Origin of the sequence: Paracoccus ravus (genome assembly GCF_004522175.1) — a bacterium.
GTDB lineage: Bacteria > Pseudomonadota > Alphaproteobacteria > Rhodobacterales > Rhodobacteraceae > Paracoccus > Paracoccus ravus.
Genome location: NZ_SDEB01000011.1, coordinates 99,740 through 116,098 on the forward strand (window position 1 = coordinate 99,740; position 16,359 = coordinate 116,098).

Genomic DNA, 16,359 nt, shown 5'->3' on the forward strand with positions numbered 1-16,359 from the left:
GGTCTATCGTTGCGGATTGCCAAAGGGCACAACGATAGGCTTTTGATCGCCCGGCAGCTTCAACCGTTCATAGATGATTTTCGAAATGGTCTGTGCGCGGGTCTTGTCCATATTTGCAAGAATTGGCCCGGCGGCCTTTTCGTCCATTTCAGCAATCACCAGGGTCGCAACCTCCAGATCTATGTCGCCCATGATCAATCCCGCCTGAGATGGTTTCATCGCGCGATACATCTTGACCAGCTGTGTCACGTCTTGCTGATGGCCCGCCTGCGACCGTTCAAGCAGGGCATTCACCTCGTCACGCAGCGTGGTCAGGTCGGAGAGCTGGCGCTGAAGGTTTTCCTCGACCAAGGCGAGATCGGCGGCTCTTGCCTCGAGGGCGACGCGTTGCTTTTCCAGGGATCTGCGCTCTGCGGCAAGGTCCACCAGCAATTCCTCGGAGAGACCGGTATCCGCTTCCTTCCGCTGAGAGGAGGCCGGAGCGAGCAATGCTCTGTTTGCAGTCGGCCGGTCCTCGGACACGGTCTGGCTATCGGCAACGGCCGGGGCGGATGCCGGCTCGGATGCTCCCGAGGCCGCCTGGCTCGCCAGCGAACCGAATTTGAACAATGTCAGCGCGCAAATCGAGGCCAGCGCAAACCTGGAGATCCGCGACATCAGCTTCGGTTTCCCCGCCGGGCAATGGCATAGAATTGCTGGGTCAGCGAAAGACGCTTGGGTTGGCGCGCCGAGGTCTCGAGTGCGGCGAGCGATTCCGTCCGCACCGCCTGCCGCAGCATGGCGACCGATTGCTGCGAGCGGTCAACAGCTTGCGAAAATTCCTTGAAAGCCGGTGCCGTGTCGCGAAGCGCGGCCATCAGCTTGTCGATTTTCCGCGACAGCCGCAAATTATGCGCCAGGACGGCCAGCAGGGCGAGGCCAAGGCAGATATCAATGATGTCGATCATCACCGACCCTCTCCCCAGCCCTTTTGCAGCGGCTCCATCTGGTTTTGCGAATTGGGTGTCGCGACGCAATCTTCGCCCAGCCTTACCGCAATGCGATTGTTGTGATGTCCCGCGACGGCATGAAAGATGCGTCGTCCCGAGCAAGTGATGGTAATCTCGTCGCCGATCCCGCGCCCAAGCTCCAGGACCGTTCCCGGCTGCCAGCTGAGAATATCCGCGATCTGCATCGGCATCCGGTGCAGGACCGCCTGGATCTCGACATAGGACGAGGTCACGCGGCGGGTCAGGTCATCGCGCCATTGACCGTCGGACTCGCTTGGCTCTGCCAGAAACATGCGAGAAAGCTGTGACTTGATCGGGTGCAGGCTGTCCTTGGGCATGATGAAGGACATGTTGCCCTCGGCTTCGCCGATCTTGACGCGAATATGCGCGACGGCGCAAAGGGCCTGGAAGTTCTGGACCGTCGCAGCCTGTTGCGGCGTCTCGATATTCTCGGCCGTGAAGCCGATCTCGGCGAGCCGCCCGAACTCGGCGGAAATCTCATCCAAAACGACCTGCGAAAAACGCTTGGCAATGCGTCGCTCGATGCTCGAGGGCTGTCGGGCGGGGATGGATTGCGGGCCGGGACCGGCACTGATCTGGCTGTCGAAAAGTGCGAAAAAGACTTTCGGCTCAAAACTCAGCACCGTTGTCGCCTGCCACGGCGCGATCTTTGTCAAACAGCACAGCGTGAACGGATCGAGCCGACCCAAGGCGAGCCCCCAGGGGATATATTCCATGCCCGCGAAGCTGACCTCGGAAATCGTGCCGAGTCGGCTCTTGAACGCAGAGGCGAGGGTCGTGGTCAGGCGCGCAAAGATGACCTCCAGCATCGGCAGCTTTTCGATGCCGGTCGAAGCGCGCGCGATGATTTCGGCTTCCACGTTGTGATCGCGCTCCGCCCGCGGCGAAAACGGTTCGGAATTGTCGATCTGTGTCATTGGACGATGAAGTCGTGGATCAGCACTTTTTGCGCCGCGTCATTTCCGGCCGAGGCCCGTGCCCGGCGCAGCAGATCCGCGCGCAGTCGCGACATGCCCGAACTGCCGCGAATCTCGGCTTCCGTCAGGCCCGAAAGATATTCGATGAAGCCGTCTCGGATGCGATGCTGCGCCTGTTCCAGGCCCTTTTCTTGGGGGCCGAGCTGCGCGGGATCGTATTCGATGAGGGTATTGAGCACGAGATGTTTCGCGACGCTCTCGGAACCGGCGAGGTTGGATCGCAGCCGCACCGTGATCTGCCCGATCTCGAGCAACTGGATTTCGCTGCGGGAGGCCTCTGCTTGCGAGGATGACTGCGCCGTTCCGCCGCCCAGCAGAGGCGCGAGCAATCCCAGAACCCCCGCCACCGCCGCGACCGCGACAAGAGCAAGGATCTGTGATCTGCGACGGCCTGTCCCAAGGGGAGCTTCCCCAGTTTCTGTCATCCTGTCTCTCTGATATTAGGCAACCAGCGCGTTTATTAGCGTCAGTAAATACCACCATAGACACTTCCCATCCTCGGGCAAGATCGCTATAGCTGATTTGTGAAAAATCGTGAGTAGCGGCCGAAATCGAGGCAAGGACGAAATCACCCCCTCTCAAATAAAATGCGGAAGATCAGGGTAACGTGAAGCAGTTCGTTGCGAATTTAGGCAGTCTCGGGACGCGGCGCATCGCCATGCTGGGCGGGACGGCAATCGGGGTCATCGCGGCCCTTTTTCTGGCGACGCTTTTTCTGTTCAAACCCGAATATCGGGCAGTCGCGACGGATCTGACGGCGGCAGATGCTGCGGCCATGGTCGCGACGCTCGAAAGCGCGGGCTTCAAGCCGGAAATCTCGCAGGACAATACGATCATCCGCCTGCCGGAAAGCGATCTCGCGCGCGGGCGCATGGCCCTGGCCGAGGCCGGCCTGCCCGCGGCGGGCAATATGGGCTGGGAAATCTTCGACAATTCCAGCAGCATCGGGATGAACAGCTTTCTTCAGCGCGTCAACCGCTTGCGCGCGCTGGAGGGCGAACTCGCGCGTTCGATCCAGACCATGGATGGCGTCGAGGCGGCCCGCGTTCATCTGGTCCTGCCCGAGCGAGAGACGTTTTCCCAGCATCGTCCGCTGGCGAGCGCCTCGGTCATGCTGCGGCCACGCCGTGGCGCGCAACTGCACCTGCGCCAGGCTGTCGCGATCCGTAATCTCGTCTCGTCAGCCGTTCCCGAACTCGCCGCTGAAAATGTCGTCGTGCTGTCTTCGACCGGCGAGACGATCCTGGGCGATGAAAGCGATGCCCGTCAGGCCAGTCTGGTCAGCCTGCGCGCCGATTGGGAACAACGGATTGCGAAAAACGTTGCGAATATCTTGTCGGCCCATGTGGGGCCCGGCAATATCCGTGTCGAGGTCGCGGCGGAAATCAACGATGAGCGCGCAACGATCATCGAAGAGCGCTTTGATCCCGAACAGCAGGTCGCCCGCAGCATCTCTGCCCTGGAAGAGCGCCGTCAAGGCAAGGACAGCGAAACCAATGGGGTCGATGTTGCGAATAATCTCCCTGGCGTGGATGCCGATGCTGCGGGTACGCCCTCTCGCGAGGAGTCGCAATCCAAGGTTCTGGATGAAACCCAGTTCGAAATCGGCAGCACCCGGTCCGAGCGCACGGTTGAGCCGGGCGGCATCAAACGCCTTACCGTGGCGGTCCTGGTCAATGGTCGCAGCGTAGACGGCAGCTATGTCGAACGCAGCGCCGAAGAGTTGGAGCGGATCTCGCGTCTGGTGCGGTCGGCGGCGGGCATCGATGATGCGCGGGGCGATATCGTCACCGTCGATTCCCTGCAATTTGCCGAAGATGCTGATCTGCTATCGGGCGACACCGATCGCCCCGGCCTGCTCCAGACCTATGGCGGCACCATTTTGCGTGGGGTTTTCCTGCTGGCAGCGCTGGCGCTGATCCTGTTCCTTGGGCTGCGGCCCCTGCTGCGCGCGCGGGACCGGGGACAGCTGGACGAAACGGCCGCATTGCCGCGCGAAGCGGTGCTGGAGCTTGAGGGTGGCGGCAGCCCGGCCCTGGAAGCCGCCGCCACGCCCAAGACGATGATCGAAAACTCCCATGTTGTGCTGGCCCCCGTCTCGGGGCTGATCGAGCGGCAAAGCATCATGCAGCTGTCACAGGCGGTTGCGGAAAACCGTGAAGAAAGCCTGCGCATCATTCGCGGCTGGATCCGTCAGAAGGGTTGACCCGAATGCTTCATGCCGCCCTGTTCAGTCGCGATTTCGAAGCCGAGCTGGCCCGAGAGACCGAGGTCGAGCTGGCGGCCACGGAGGCGCTCGTCTCGCGCGACGAAGTGAACGAACTTCTGGCCCAGGCCCGTGCCGAAGCCTATGAGGCCGGCCTCATGGCTGGCCGTGCCCAGGGCATTGCCGAGACCGAGGACAGCATCGCCAAGGCGCGCAACCTGGCGTTGACGGCTCTCGATGCGCGGCTGGCCGCGATGAGCGAACATCTGGACGAGCATCAATCCGCGCTGGAACGGGATCTCGAAATCTTTGCCCTTTCGATTTGCGAAAAAGCACTTCCCGAACTGGTGGAGCATTACGGAAAGGCGCGGATGGCGTCCGAAATCGCCGCGATCCTGCGTCGGGCGCAGGGCAGCCAATGGCTTGAGATCCGCGTCTCGCCCAAGCTTCGCGACGAGATCGAAAGGGACCTGCAGGCGATGGCCGCATTCGGAAGCGGGACGACCTCGATCCGTGTCATGGCGGATCCTTCCTGTGCGCCTGACTGCATTCGTGCCACCTGGCGCAATGGACGATCCGATTATTCCAGTTCGCGCCTCAGCCAGAGGATCCTGGCCGAATTGAGGCGAGAGTTTATGAAACCCGAGCAGCAAGGGATTGCCCCTGATGAGTGAGAACAGCACGGCAGAGCTTGGCCAGACCGCCGAGGACAGCAAGGCCAATTCCCGCATGATCGAAATGATGCTCAAGGCGTTGAACGAGGACGCGCCTTCGAGCGAAAGCGTGAATGCCATGCTGAATGTGAAGATGGATGTCGAGATCGTCATCGGCCGCGCCAGTCTGCCACTGTCCTATCTCGTCTCTCTTTCAAGGGGGGCCGTGATCGAACTGGACCGCCGGATCGGGGACATGGTGGATGTGGTGGTGAATGGACGGGTCGTTGCGCATGGCGTGCTGGTCGCGGCCGGCGAAGGCGGCATTGGCGTCAAGCTGAACGATATCGTCAAAGAAGTCGTGACTTCGGCGGGTTGACGATGCATCGCGCGCATCTTGCCGCGGCCACGGCGCTCTTATGCCTCATTGCGACCGCAGCCGACGCGCAGGACGCGGTGTCGGAACTGGGCTCTGCACTCGAGGGTTTCTCGCGCAGCCTGCAGGAAGAGGGCGGCGAGAGCAGCGCGCTTTCCGGACGGATCATCCAGCTTGTCGGTCTGCTCTCGCTGCTGTCGGTGGCACCCGGGCTGATGATCATGGTGACCTCGTTCACGCGTTTCGTCATCGTCTTTTCGATGCTGCGCTCGGCGCTGGGTCTGGGCCAGACGCCGCCAAACATGGTCATCACCTCGCTGGCCATGTTCATGACCTTTTTCGTCATGCAGCCGGTCTTCGAGGATTCCTGGGAAAGCGGCATCGCCCCTCTGACCCAAGGGTCGATCACCGAAGCCCAGGCGCTTTCGCGCATCGCGGAACCGTTTCATCGCTTCATGGCGAAGAATGTCCGGGACGAGGATCTGGCCCTCTTCGCGCGTCTTGCTCAGGCGGATGAAGAGGCGCGCGCAACCCTTCCGCCCCCCCGCGCTGCGCTGGAGGCAGGCACGGCGGAGGTCGCGCTCCCGGCGGATCAGCGGGCTGAAATTCCCTGGTCGACGCTGGTTCCCGCTTTCATGATTTCTGAACTGCGCCGGGCCTTCCTGATCGGATTCCTGATCTATATTCCCTTTGTCGCCATCGACCTGATCGTCTCGGCCATCTTGATGGCGGCGGGCATGATGATGCTGTCTCCGGTGATGATCTCGCTGCCCTTCAAGGTCATTTTCTTCGTACTGATCGACGGCTGGTACATGTTGGCCGGGTCGTTGATGCAATCTTACGCGGGCATGTGAACCCGCCTTTCATTTTGGACATGTGATGGACACGACGCCGGATATCCTCAGGCTCAAGGGCATTGAAAAAGCAGCCGTCCTGTTTCTGTGCCTGCAGGAAGAGCAGGGCTCATCGCTGATGGCGGAACTCGATGACGAGGACATCCACGCTCTGACCAGCACCATGTCCACGCTGGGCACGATTCCCGCCGCCGCGGTCGAGCAGGTGATCCAGGAATTCACTGCCGCGGTCCAGAGCGGCGGCATCATCGGCTCGGTCGATGCGGCGCAGCGTATCCTGACCGGGCTGCTGACCGATTCGGCGGTCTCGGACGGATTGGCGGGGGACGATCAGCCGCAAAGGAACGCGCAGGTCTGGGACAGTTTCTCGTCGCTGAACGATCAGGTCATCGCCAATCATCTGCGCGGCGAGATGGACCAGACCGTTGCCGCCATTCTGACCCATGTGAGGCCACAGGTCGCGGCCCGCACCCTGCCCCATTTCGGGCAGGAGCGGATGGTCGCGATCACCCGGCGCATGATCAGCATCGAACCCCTGCCGCGCGAGATGCTGCGCGACATCGAGGAGTGGATTTCAAGCGAGCTTCTGAGTTCGGCGGTCAAATCCGCCGGTTCCGATACGCATCAGCGCATGGCAGATGTCTTCAACAAGATGGATCAATCCGTTTTCGAGGATCTGTCGCGGGAATTGGAAGCCTGCGTCCCGCAGGCCTTTCAACAGATCAAGCAGAAGATGTTCGTCTTTGACGACCTTGCGCGCTTCAGCGACGCCAGCCTGCAGCGCATTTCCCGCAGCTGCGAGGGGAACACGCTGGCGCTGGCTTTGCGCGGTGCGAAAAAGCATGTGAGGGATGCGTTCCTGAATGTCACGACCCAGCGGGCGCGCGAAATTCTTCAGGGCGAGATCGAGGCCATGGGTCCGGTCCGGGCACGCGATGCCCGCGATGCGCAGGCCCAGATCATCGACATCACGCTGGAATTGCTGCGGCTGGAACTGATCCACCAACCTTCGGACGAAGACGAGATGATCTGAGGCGGTCAGGGCATAATCGCCGCCCTGCCCTTAGCGATAGCCCTTGAAGCTTGAAATGCTGGTCACATCCAAAGTGATCGGTGCCCAGGTCCCAGAACTCGTGGCCGAGGAAAACAGCGTCAGGATGCTGACCGGGGCCTGGCTGGCCTCGTTCGCGCCCTGGATCGCGGCATAGCGACGCAAAAGCTGCTGGACCTTTTCCGGGTCTTGCAGATCCGCGATGTCCATCTTTTTTTCGAACATCTTCTTCTGGGCGTCGATATCCCCCGAAAGCACGGATTCCGGCAGGCCCAAAGCGATGCGCAGAACGGTGGTGGCATTCTTGTCGGCGAGCACCTTGTACCAGCCGGTCAGGTCGGACGCGTTTTGCAGGAAATCAAGGCCGATCCCCGTCGATGCGTTCACGTCGCTTTGCTGGTCGACGAGGGATTGGCCGACATAGCGCTGAACCATGTCCTCGATCCATGTCGGGTCGGTGAAATTTTCGGCATTCGCCGTGCCATCCGTGGCAAAGCCCATTGCCGCGTTCAGATCCTCGTAATCCGCATTGGTGAGCCGTTTCACCAGCGATTTCTCGTCCTCGGGATCCGAGGTCAGGATTTTGCGGACCATCGCCTTGGCATAGATCTGATTTTCCATGCCGAATGATTTCATGACGAAGCTGAAGACCTCGTGATCCTTGATCAACGCATCGACAGAATCGATCGTCCCGATGCGGTCGCGAAAGGCCGCGATCTCGCGCTTGGCGACGGCATCCGACCGCACGCTGTCCTCAAACACCGCCCTTTCGCGCTGGATGAGCGACAGCGCCATGAGCGGTGACATTCCGGCGGTCGAGATCATGCGCTGCCCTCGGTCTGAGCCGCTTCTGCGGCTTGCCTGACGCGCATCTCGGCCAGTTTCAGCAGTTTTGCCTCATGCCGGATGACTTGCTGCAGGATGCGGGTGGCGGCGTAGAACTCGGCCTGCTCGACCAGCGCCTGCACGCGGTCCAGATCCGCGCCATGGCTGATCGCCATTGCAGACCGCAACTCGGCGGTGCGGGCGGTGATCTCGGGAAGCATCTCTGCGCGATGGCGGGTGCTGACCAGCGCGATCTGGATCAGGTAGCACAGCCGCTTGACCGGCGTGTCGGCGGTTTCGGCATCGAGCATCTCGGAGCCACGCAGGACATCGGCGCGGTTCTCAAGCTCGATCTCAAGCCGATGCGCGCCGGTATTTCGCAAAATGCAGCCGTTCAGGACCAGACGCTCGCCCGGCGCGACCTTGAGCTTCAGCCCCATGTCAGGCCGCCTGCTGTTGCAGCCCGGCCAATCCCGCGATGATCGAGGCATTGATATCGACCAGCGTCCCGACAGAGCCTTTCCCGGCCAGCACCGAGGCGACCTGGCGTTCGACAAAAAGCGACAGGTTGATCAGGTTGGCCCGCAGGTTTTCGGGCAATTGATTGCCCGGAGAAATCAGGTCCAGGCGCAGGGCCGTCCAGAATTTGAGGTTTCGCGTCAAGGCGCTGCGCAGGCTGCCGGACAGAATGGCGAGCTTTTCTGCATTCGAGTTTGCCCTGTCGAACCCGTCGCGATGAGCGGTCAGCTCGGCATTGATCTCTGCCAGGATGCGCCGCTCGATCGCGCGCGGGGTTTCGGTATGCTTGATCGTCTGGCGATATGCGGAGAGAGACATGCCATTCCTCGTTTCTGCAACAAAACCGATGGCAGGGCCGCCCAGTCAGGCGGCCCTCCGGTCAGTAATTTCTTACTGGAACAGCGACATGATGCTGGACGGACCCTGGTTGGCGATCGACAGCGCCTGCGTCGCCAGCTGTTGCTGGGTTTGCAGAGCGGTCAAACGCGCAGCTTCCTCTTCCATATTGGCATCGATCATCGAGCCCACACCGGCGTCGATATTGTCCACCAGCTTGGTCAGGAACTCCTGCTGGTTCGAGACCGAGGTTTCCGATTGGCCAAGCTTGGTGGCAATGTCAGTCACCGCTTTCAAGGTCGTTTCGGTAGCCTGCAATGCGCCAGCAAGGAAGGTTGCATTGTCCGCTGCGACATCGGTGTCACCATTGGTGACCAGGCTGGTTGCGATGGTTTTGAAATCGGTGACCAGGGACGCCATGTCATAAGTTCCGACGGTAATGTCGGTCGTGGCATAGGTCCCACCGGTGCGGCTGATCCCCGTCACCACACTGCGATCGTTCCCGACCTCGGTATTGGCGTTGCTGGCCCCGGTCAGCACACCTGCGGTCGTGATCGCGCTGCCCGAGACATCGCCGGTGCCGTAGGTAGAAGCGCCCAGCATATCGTCGCCGTTGAAGGTCGACTGGCTCAGCGTCGTTTCCATCTGCTTGACCAGTTCGTCGAGGTCCGCCTTGATTTCAGCCAGACCACCCTTGGTGCCTTGCGCAAACGAGACTTTTTCCAGGAATTGGGTGGCCAGATCCTGAATGCTCTCCGACCCCAGACGCGCGGTCGAGATCGAGTTCTTGGTCAGCGTCAGCCCCTCATTGATCGAGGCATAGGCCGAGGAATCGCCCTTCATGGTTTCCGAGATCTGGAAATAAGCGGCGTTATCCGCGGCGCTCTCGACCTTCAGACCGGTCGAAATGCGGTTCTGCGTGGTGGCGAGGTTCTTGTTGACGTTCCGCAGCGTGCTGAGAGCATTCATCGCGGAGGAGTTGGTGATAAGCGAGGTCATTCTGATCTGTCCCTATCAAATGCTGTAACGGACTTCGATTCTCGAAGCCTCACGGCCTTCTGTGCCGTGCAACCCCAGTAAGAACCAAGGGCGTCAATTTCGCGTTCAGGTTTTTGAGAAACTCATAGTTTCTGGCCGGTTGCGTTGGGTCTTGGCCCCATTCCGGGGCGGCGCTGGCCGGATTTGTCATAGATCCCGTCCAGGCTTTGCCGTCGCCGGATATGGTCGATCTCGGACAGGATGGATCGTGACGCCGCTGCCATCGCCGAAAGCAATTCCCCGTTGCGGCGCAGGTTCTCGGCAAGCTGGCGCAGCAGTTCCCGCAGCCGGGTCAGTTCGGGGACGTCCTCCTTGAGAAACGGCTCGATGACCGGCTGTTTCAGCGTCAGTTCCCTGAGCAGGCCAGACTTGGCCTCGTAGCATTCTGCGACCCGCAGCACATTCCCCGATGCCAGCCCATCATTCTCAAGATTGAGCAGCCGGATCGTGTCTTCGACCAGTTTCTCGAAATCGGAAATGTTCTGAAGATCGTCCGAGGTAAAGGCGGGATGCGCGCCTTCGCTTCGGCGGCGGCGGCGCTCGCCCAGACGCTGGCCCAGACGCGAAATCGCGGAAGAGGCGGTGATACCGGTCATTTGCGATAGGCCCGCATGGCCTTTTCGACCGAGGCCGCAATGCCGACGCCGCCCGCCTCGGCCATGGCCTTGCCGATCTCATTTCCAAGCAGGCTGCGGAACACCTCTTCGCCATGCCCGCCGCTCATGGTGCTGGGCATCGTGTCCTTCATCATGTCATTGACGAAAAGCCCCAGAAACATCGCCTCGAAATCCCTTGCCACGCGCGCGACGTCATCCGATGCGTTTTCCGCCCGAGGCATGGCGGCAGGTTCGGCGGCGGCGGATAGGACCGGAGCAGTCACGGGCGTCATCAGATGATCTCCAATTCGGCATGAAGCGCACCGGCGGCCTTGATGGCCTGCAAAATCGAGATGGTTTCTTGCGCGCCAATGCCGATCGCGTTCAAGCCATCCACCAGATCCCGCAGGCTGACCTGCCCGTCGATCACCGCAAAGCCGGAATTATGCTTGGTCACCCTGATCTGGGTTTCCGGCACGACGATGCTTTCCCCAATCGAGAAGCTGGCCGGCTGGGCGATCTGCGCCGTCTCGTTCACGGCCACAGTCAACCCGCCCTGGCTGATCGCCACTTCCGAGATCCGGACATCCGCCCCGATCACGATCGTGCCCGATTTGGCGTCGATGACCACTTTTGCCGTGCTGTCCGGGGTCACGGTGAGCTGTTCGATCCTTGCCATGGCATTGGCGACGGAAACGCCCCTGCCGATCGTGACCTCGACCGTCGCCGGATCCAGCATCTGCCCCGTTCCGATGCCGCTGCCCTGGACACGCGCGGCGATCCGGCTGGCCGTCGTCGCGTCCGGATTGCGCAGGGACAGACGAAAACTGCCAAGCGAATTCAGCGCGAAATCAATCTCGCGCTCGACCGTCGCCCCATTGGCGATCTGGGCAACCGTCGGCACGCCTTCGGTAATCGAGGCCGCGCGGCCCTGCGCGGAATATCCCCCGACCGAGACCGGCCCCTGCGCGACGGCATAGACCTCGCCATCGGCCGCCGACAGGGGCGTGACCAGCAAGGTGCCCCCTCTGAGCGATGTCGCATCGCCCAGAGACGAGACGACGACATCCACCGGCGCGCCAAGACGCGCGAATGGCGGAAGTTTGGCGGTGACCATGACGGCGGCGGTGTTCGTGGTCTTGAGCTTCTCTTCGTCCAGATTGCCGACACCCAGACGACCCAGCATTCCCTCGATCGATTCTCGGGTAAAGGCAGAGTTGCGCAGCGCGTCCCCCGTGCCATGCAGCCCGACGACAAGCCCATATCCGATCAGTTCATTCTCGCGCACCCCCTCGAAGGTGACGATGTCCTTGATCCGGACGGCACCGGGGCCGCCGGGTTCAGCGACGCCACCGACATCTCCGAGATCGCCCATCATGCTCGGCGGCCCATCCGCCAGCGCGGTACAGGACAGGGCCAGCAGAACGCCAAGGATGCCGAACGGCTTTGATGGCAAGAGCAAGGGCCCCTCCTGATTGTTTGCGAAAATTCTTTGCAACCCTAGCAGTGGCATTTTCCGATTTCTAGCTCACGAAGCTATTGCCCGCCCTCGATCAACATGAATAAATTCGGTATGCGAAAAACGACGAGGATCTCCATGCGCATGCTGTTTCATGGCCTCCCGACAGTCAATTCCGAACGCGCCATATGTGCCATCGAGGCGGCAGGAGGCCAGGTCAAGAGATTGCCGCTGGGCTCGGTCATCGGCGCGCCGGAAGACAGCATGATCAGCAGCCAGAGCACGCCTCTTCTGCTGGGAGGAGAGGACGATCTTGCGCCGGTGATCGGGCGGCTGCGCGCGACCGGCGCGACCTGTCCCATTCTGGTCCTGCCGTCCAAAGGCGGTTCCTCCGAAATGGCCGGGCTTCTGGATGCAGGGGCCGATGACGTGCTGCGTCCGCCCTATCTCGGCATCGAGATCATTGCGAAAATCCGATCTGTCCTGCGGCGCTGCCTGGGGACGGCGCATCCCCGGATCACCATCGGGGTCTTGCAGGTGCCGCTGAACGGCGACCGGATCACGCTGGGCGGGACGGTTCTGACCCTTTCGGCACGGGAGCAGGATATCCTGCAGCTTCTTGCCTCGGCCTATCCCCGCATGATCACCAAGACCGCGATCTACGATTCCCTTTATGCGCTTGCCCCCAGCCCGCCGCATATCAAGGTCATCGATTCCCATCTGCACAATCTGCGGCGCAAGCTGGCACAAGCCGATCCCCAGGGCCGGAACTTCATCGAAACCTCGGTCGGGATCGGCTATCGGCTGATCCAGAACCAAAACCAGAAGGCGGCGCACAGCGCCGCCCCGGCCCATTCCAGCAGGGCGGTCGATCTGGCCCTAGATGAAGTTCAGGAAGCTTAGCTGCGACATTCGGGCGGTCACCTCATAGGTGCTCTGCAACTGGACCGATAATCCCTCAAGGCGGACCGCGGCCTCTTCGGCATCGACCCCCTCGATGTCGAGTATGGCATTGCTGAAGATCTTGGTCATTTCCTCCTGCGCCGAGATCTTGGAGGAGACCCGCGCCTGAGCATTGCCCAACTCGGCCTGAATCGCGGTGATATCGATCGTCGACTGACCAAGCGCGGCGACAAGGTCGTCACGAAACGCATTGAAGCCCGCGTGATCCATGGCGTCCAGGTCGGCGTTGACCACGTGGCTCAACTTCGTCAGCAGACTAGCGATCCCCGGTTCATTGGCGCGAATGCCGTAGCTCAGCTCGGTCGTATCATCGAGCCGCGCAGTCATGTCCTTGCCATCGCCGAGATAGGTGACAGTAAGCTGGCCGGCCTCATCCGTGCCGATAGACAGGGGCGTCTTGTTCGTCGAGGTGCCTGCGAAAAGACTTTCGCCGTCATAGGCGGCATTCAACTGCGCGACGATCCTGTCGATCGCATCGCGCGCGGACAGCTTGAGCGTATCCCGGTTCATCGCGGCAATGTCTCCGGCCGCAGCAAGGGTCAGGAATTCGCTGGCGGCGTTCTGCACCTCGCCCAGCACATCCGCCGCAACGCTGAGCTTGCTGGCCAGCCTGCCATTCGACACGAGATAAGCGTCGTTTGCCGACATCGCCGCGCGAAGCTGCAGCGATTTCGAGGCCGAGCCACCGGAATTCGCGAAGACATCCTGCTTCAGGCCCGTCGCCAATTCTTTCGTCGCCTGATCCAATTGCTGTTTCTGACGCGAGATCAATTGCCGCAGCGTATCGGTCTGCTGATAGGTCGAGATCGTTCTAATCATGGTGTCATACTCTCTCAGACGGCCTGAAGCAGGGAATCGAGCATCTCGGTGACGCTGCTCAGGACCTTGGCATTGGCGGCATAGCTTTGTTCGACCAGCAAAAGCCTTTGCAGTTCGTCATCGACATTGACGCCCTGAAGGTTTTCTCGCGAGGCACTGATCGTCGCCGCCGTGGTCGAGGTCAAAGTCACCGCGGCGTCCTTGTCGGCGCGTAGCTGCTGCTGACCGGCGACGATCGTCGCAACCATCTCGGTCAAGCTGGCGCTTCCGCCCTGTGGCGTGCTGAAAACCCCCAGCATGGCATTGACGATCGAACCGTCGCCCGGGGCAAGATCGCCGCCGCCGCTCTGCAAAAGGCCCGCATCCCCGCCTGCGCTGGGATCCACTGCCGGATTGACCGCCAGTTTCCCTGCCGCCTCGATGAACAGCCCGGCATCATTGCCAAGCGGAGCCGCCTGCGCAAAGCCATCGACCAGCGCGTCCTTGATGCCCTGCAATTCGCCGTTCCATGACGGAAGGGTTCCATTGCGCAACTCAAACAATCCGGCCAGAGAGCCTGCGGTAAAGGAACGGCTGCTGTTGCCCGGCGTCATGTCGTTTTGGCCGGCGCGCAACCTGCCTGTCCCAGGGTCATAGGTGACATCATGGACGGAACTCGCGCTCACCAATTCGACCCCGCCTCCGGTCAGGACGGTGACGATGCCCTGATTGTCCGTGACGGTCTGGATATCGACATATCCCGCGACTGTCTGGAGCAATTGATCCATCTGGTCCTGATATTGGCTCACCAGATCGCTGCCCGCGCCGCCGGCCGTGATCTTCTTGTTGAGCGCAGCAATATCATAAAGCGCGGTGTTCAGTTCGGCGACATCGTAGCGGATATTCATCTCGACCTCGCCGCCGATGGACGAGAGCGTGTCCGACAGGCTGTTGAGATTCGAGGCCATGTTGCGCGCCGCCGAAATCACCGCGAGCTGCGCAGAACGGTCCGAAACGCCGCCGGAAAGCGTGATCAGCGCCTCCTTCAGGCTCGCGAGCGAGGCGACGGGCGATGTTTCGTCATCGGGCTGGCCAAGAAAATCGGTATAGGCCTTCATCCCGTCCGCCACCGTCTCGAGCGCGGCCAGCTTCGAGATATTGGCCCGGTCCAGCCGGTTCAGCATGCTGTCCACCTGACGATCGATGGTGGCGACATAGACGCCGCCCCCTGCAGTCGTCATCAGATTTGCCGATTTGCGCGTATAGCCGCTGGTAGAGGCATTCGCGATGTTGCGCGCGACCAGCTCGGCCTGGATCGAGGTGGTGGTCAGGCCGGATTTCGCGGCGCCAATTGCACTGCTCAGACTCATGATGGCGCTCTATCGCTTGAGATTGGTCGTTTCCTGCAGCATTTCATCTGCTGTGGTGATGATCTTGGCATTCGCGGCATAGGCGCGCTGGACCTGGATCAGGTCGGTCATCTCTTGGGCGATATCGACATTGGCATCCTCGAGGGCGCTGCTGATGATGGAACCGGCCGCCCCGGTCCCCGAGGTATTCAGGACAAGACCTCCACTTTCGAGGGTCAGCGAATAGGCGTTGCCGTCGATCTGGCGCAAGCCGTCGGGATTCGCGACGGTCGCGACCGGGATCGTGTAGATCGCGCGCCTGTCCCCATTCTCGAAGATTCCCCATAGCGTCCCGGCATCGTCGAACTCGGTGCTTGCCATGCGCGTGGCTTCGCTGCCATCGACCGAAAATGCCTGTGGCGTGTAATCGCCGTCGAATTGCGTGATGCCGTCGTAACCGCCGACAGTGCCAAGGCTGATCGTCAAGGTTTGCGGCTCGGTCCCATTGTTTATCGTCAATGTGACCGTCCCATCCTCAGAGAGGGCAAAGCCCGCATTGGCATCCGGGGCGCTGCTGCTGACAAAGCTCTTGGGAGCGCCGGGCGTCGCACCGGAATCGAAAAAGGTGACATCGACGGTCCCGTAGGTCGTGCCGTCTTCTCCGCTGATCGTGACACTCCATAAATTCGCCGTGTCAGCCGATGCGGCCCAGCTGAAGGTCAGCTGCTCGGCACCGCCCAGGGCATTGTAATATTTCATGGTCGAGTTGAAGGCGGCCGTCTCCTCGCCGGTCCCGGTTTCCGAGGCCGGCAGGTTTCCACTCAAGCTGCCTGACGAAGAGGCGGCTGCGGTGCTTCCGTTCTGGGTGACATTGACGGTGCTGAGCGAGCCTGTCGAGGTATAATCGACCGTGCCCAGGCTGCCGTCCGAATTCGGCGTGAATCCCGCCAGATAATAGCCCGCCGCATTGCGGAGATTGCCGTTTTCGTCCGGGCTGAAACTGCCCGAGCGGGTCAGGAAATAATTGGATGCATTCGGATCATTGGGCGTCTTCGAGACCATGAAGAAGCCCCCGCCCGATATCGCCAGATCCGTGGCCGAGGAGGTCGCGCTGACATTGCCCTGCAATGCGACATTCGAGCCGTCGACCGTTCGGACGCTCGAACTGCTCCCGGTCGCCACCGTCACCATGTCCACGAAGCTGCGCTTGTATCCGACCGTGCTGGCATTCGCGATATTTGACGAGATCTTGCCGACCGAGGCCGCGTTGCTGGTCAGCCCGGCAACAGCCGCCTGCATGGCGCTGGAAATTGACATGACGAAATCCCCCTATGAAAAATCTTGGCCAT

General features: G+C 61.1%; 20 protein-coding genes. 6 read left to right on the forward strand and 14 right to left on the reverse strand.

The genetic code is table 11. From position 1 onward, the window contains the following. Positions 1-3: 3 nt before the first annotated feature. Genes ESZ60_RS10935 through ESZ60_RS10950 form a run of 4 tightly spaced genes read right to left on the reverse strand, consistent with a single transcriptional unit; the run spans position 4 to position 2,412 of the window. Entirely contained in the window at positions 4-657 is a 654-nt protein-coding gene (locus tag ESZ60_RS10935; RefSeq protein ID WP_134680617.1) for a MotE family protein, read from the reverse strand. Then, positions 657-947, reverse strand: coding sequence for a hypothetical protein (locus ESZ60_RS10940; protein ID WP_134680618.1), 291 nt, complete (start codon positions 945-947; stop codon positions 657-659). Before ESZ60_RS10940 ends, ESZ60_RS10935 begins: the two co-directional genes overlap by 1 nt. After that, on the reverse strand, positions 947-1,927 hold the full coding sequence (locus ESZ60_RS10945; protein ID WP_134680619.1) for a flagellar motor switch protein FliM: 981 nt from the start codon (positions 1,925-1,927) through the stop codon (positions 947-949). The genes ESZ60_RS10940 and ESZ60_RS10945 overlap by 1 nt, the downstream gene beginning before the upstream one ends. Next, on the reverse strand, positions 1,924-2,412 hold the full coding sequence (locus tag ESZ60_RS10950) for a flagellar basal body-associated FliL family protein (protein ID WP_134680620.1): 489 nt from the start codon (positions 2,410-2,412) through the stop codon (positions 1,924-1,926). Before ESZ60_RS10950 ends, ESZ60_RS10945 begins: the two co-directional genes overlap by 4 nt. A gap of 182 nt (positions 2,413-2,594) precedes the next feature. On the opposite strand from ESZ60_RS10950, the gene fliF reads away from it, so the two are divergent. Genes fliF through ESZ60_RS10975 form a run of 5 tightly spaced genes read left to right on the forward strand, consistent with a single transcriptional unit; the run spans position 2,595 to position 7,109 of the window. Continuing rightward, positions 2,595-4,193: a flagellar basal-body MS-ring/collar protein FliF gene (fliF, locus tag ESZ60_RS10955; RefSeq protein WP_134680621.1), complete on the forward strand. Its 1,599-nt coding sequence runs from the start codon at positions 2,595-2,597 to the stop codon at positions 4,191-4,193. Between the two features lie 5 nt (positions 4,194-4,198). Continuing rightward, positions 4,199-4,867 (forward strand): FliH/SctL family protein, encoded by a 669-nt coding sequence (locus ESZ60_RS10960; protein WP_134680622.1) that lies wholly within the window; start codon positions 4,199-4,201, stop codon positions 4,865-4,867. After that, positions 4,860-5,225 carry a FliM/FliN family flagellar motor switch protein gene (locus ESZ60_RS10965; protein ID WP_134680623.1) on the forward strand — a complete coding sequence of 122 codons (366 nt, stop codon included), beginning with the start codon at positions 4,860-4,862 and terminating at the stop codon, positions 5,223-5,225. Before ESZ60_RS10960 ends, ESZ60_RS10965 begins: the two co-directional genes overlap by 8 nt. A 2-nt stretch (positions 5,226-5,227) precedes the next feature. Further along, the gene (locus ESZ60_RS10970; protein WP_134680624.1) at positions 5,228-6,076 is read left to right on the forward strand and encodes a flagellar type III secretion system pore protein FliP; all 849 of its coding nucleotides are present in this window, start codon (positions 5,228-5,230) and stop codon (positions 6,074-6,076) included. Between the two features lie 25 nt (positions 6,077-6,101). Further along, positions 6,102-7,109: a flagellar motor switch protein FliG gene (locus ESZ60_RS10975; protein ID WP_134680625.1), complete on the forward strand. Its 1,008-nt coding sequence runs from the start codon at positions 6,102-6,104 to the stop codon at positions 7,107-7,109. Positions 7,110-7,139: 30 nt separating this feature from the next. Here the strand turns inward: ESZ60_RS10975 and ESZ60_RS10980 are convergent, their stop codons facing one another. From ESZ60_RS10980 to ESZ60_RS11010, 7 genes are all read right to left on the reverse strand, one after another. Continuing rightward, positions 7,140-7,952 (reverse strand): DUF1217 domain-containing protein, encoded by an 813-nt coding sequence (locus tag ESZ60_RS10980; RefSeq protein ID WP_134680626.1) that lies wholly within the window; start codon positions 7,950-7,952, stop codon positions 7,140-7,142. Further along, on the reverse strand, positions 7,949-8,392 hold the full coding sequence (locus tag ESZ60_RS10985; protein WP_167620127.1) for a flagellar biosynthesis repressor FlbT: 444 nt from the start codon (positions 8,390-8,392) through the stop codon (positions 7,949-7,951). The genes ESZ60_RS10980 and ESZ60_RS10985 overlap by 4 nt, the downstream gene beginning before the upstream one ends. A gap of 1 nt (position 8,393) precedes the next feature. After that, entirely contained in the window at positions 8,394-8,789 is a 396-nt protein-coding gene (gene flaF / locus ESZ60_RS10990) for a flagellar biosynthesis regulator FlaF (protein WP_134680628.1), read from the reverse strand. A gap of 72 nt (positions 8,790-8,861) precedes the next feature. Then, positions 8,862-9,806, reverse strand: a complete 945-nt coding sequence (locus tag ESZ60_RS10995; RefSeq protein WP_134680629.1) for a flagellin N-terminal helical domain-containing protein — start codon at positions 9,804-9,806, stop codon at positions 8,862-8,864. A gap of 122 nt (positions 9,807-9,928) precedes the next feature. Continuing rightward, positions 9,929-10,441: a hypothetical protein gene (locus ESZ60_RS11000; RefSeq protein ID WP_134680630.1), complete on the reverse strand. Its 513-nt coding sequence runs from the start codon at positions 10,439-10,441 to the stop codon at positions 9,929-9,931. Continuing rightward, positions 10,438-10,734 (reverse strand): rod-binding protein, encoded by a 297-nt coding sequence (locus tag ESZ60_RS11005; RefSeq protein WP_134680631.1) that lies wholly within the window; start codon positions 10,732-10,734, stop codon positions 10,438-10,440. The genes ESZ60_RS11000 and ESZ60_RS11005 overlap by 4 nt, the downstream gene beginning before the upstream one ends. Next, on the reverse strand, positions 10,734-11,819 hold the full coding sequence (locus ESZ60_RS11010) for a flagellar basal body P-ring protein FlgI (RefSeq protein WP_134680654.1): 1,086 nt from the start codon (positions 11,817-11,819) through the stop codon (positions 10,734-10,736). The genes ESZ60_RS11005 and ESZ60_RS11010 overlap by 1 nt, the downstream gene beginning before the upstream one ends. A 219-nt stretch (positions 11,820-12,038) precedes the next feature. On the opposite strand from ESZ60_RS11010, the gene ESZ60_RS11015 reads away from it, so the two are divergent. Then, positions 12,039-12,803 carry a response regulator transcription factor gene (locus tag ESZ60_RS11015; RefSeq protein WP_167620128.1) on the forward strand — a complete coding sequence of 255 codons (765 nt, stop codon included), beginning with the start codon at positions 12,039-12,041 and terminating at the stop codon, positions 12,801-12,803. Here ESZ60_RS11015 and ESZ60_RS11020 read toward each other — a convergent pair. Genes ESZ60_RS11020 through ESZ60_RS11030 form a run of 3 tightly spaced genes read right to left on the reverse strand, consistent with a single transcriptional unit; the run spans position 12,780 to position 16,327 of the window. Next, positions 12,780-13,682 (reverse strand): flagellin, encoded by a 903-nt coding sequence (locus tag ESZ60_RS11020; protein ID WP_134680633.1) that lies wholly within the window; start codon positions 13,680-13,682, stop codon positions 12,780-12,782. The genes ESZ60_RS11015 and ESZ60_RS11020 overlap by 24 nt on opposite strands. A 14-nt stretch (positions 13,683-13,696) precedes the next feature. Continuing rightward, on the reverse strand, positions 13,697-15,031 hold the full coding sequence (flgK, locus tag ESZ60_RS11025) for a flagellar hook-associated protein FlgK (RefSeq protein ID WP_134680634.1): 1,335 nt from the start codon (positions 15,029-15,031) through the stop codon (positions 13,697-13,699). A 9-nt stretch (positions 15,032-15,040) separates the two neighbouring features. Further along, complete coding sequence (locus ESZ60_RS11030) at positions 15,041-16,327, reverse strand: flagellar hook protein FlgE (protein ID WP_134680635.1); 1,287 nt, start codon at positions 16,325-16,327, stop codon at positions 15,041-15,043. Positions 16,328-16,359 lie beyond the last annotated feature (32 nt).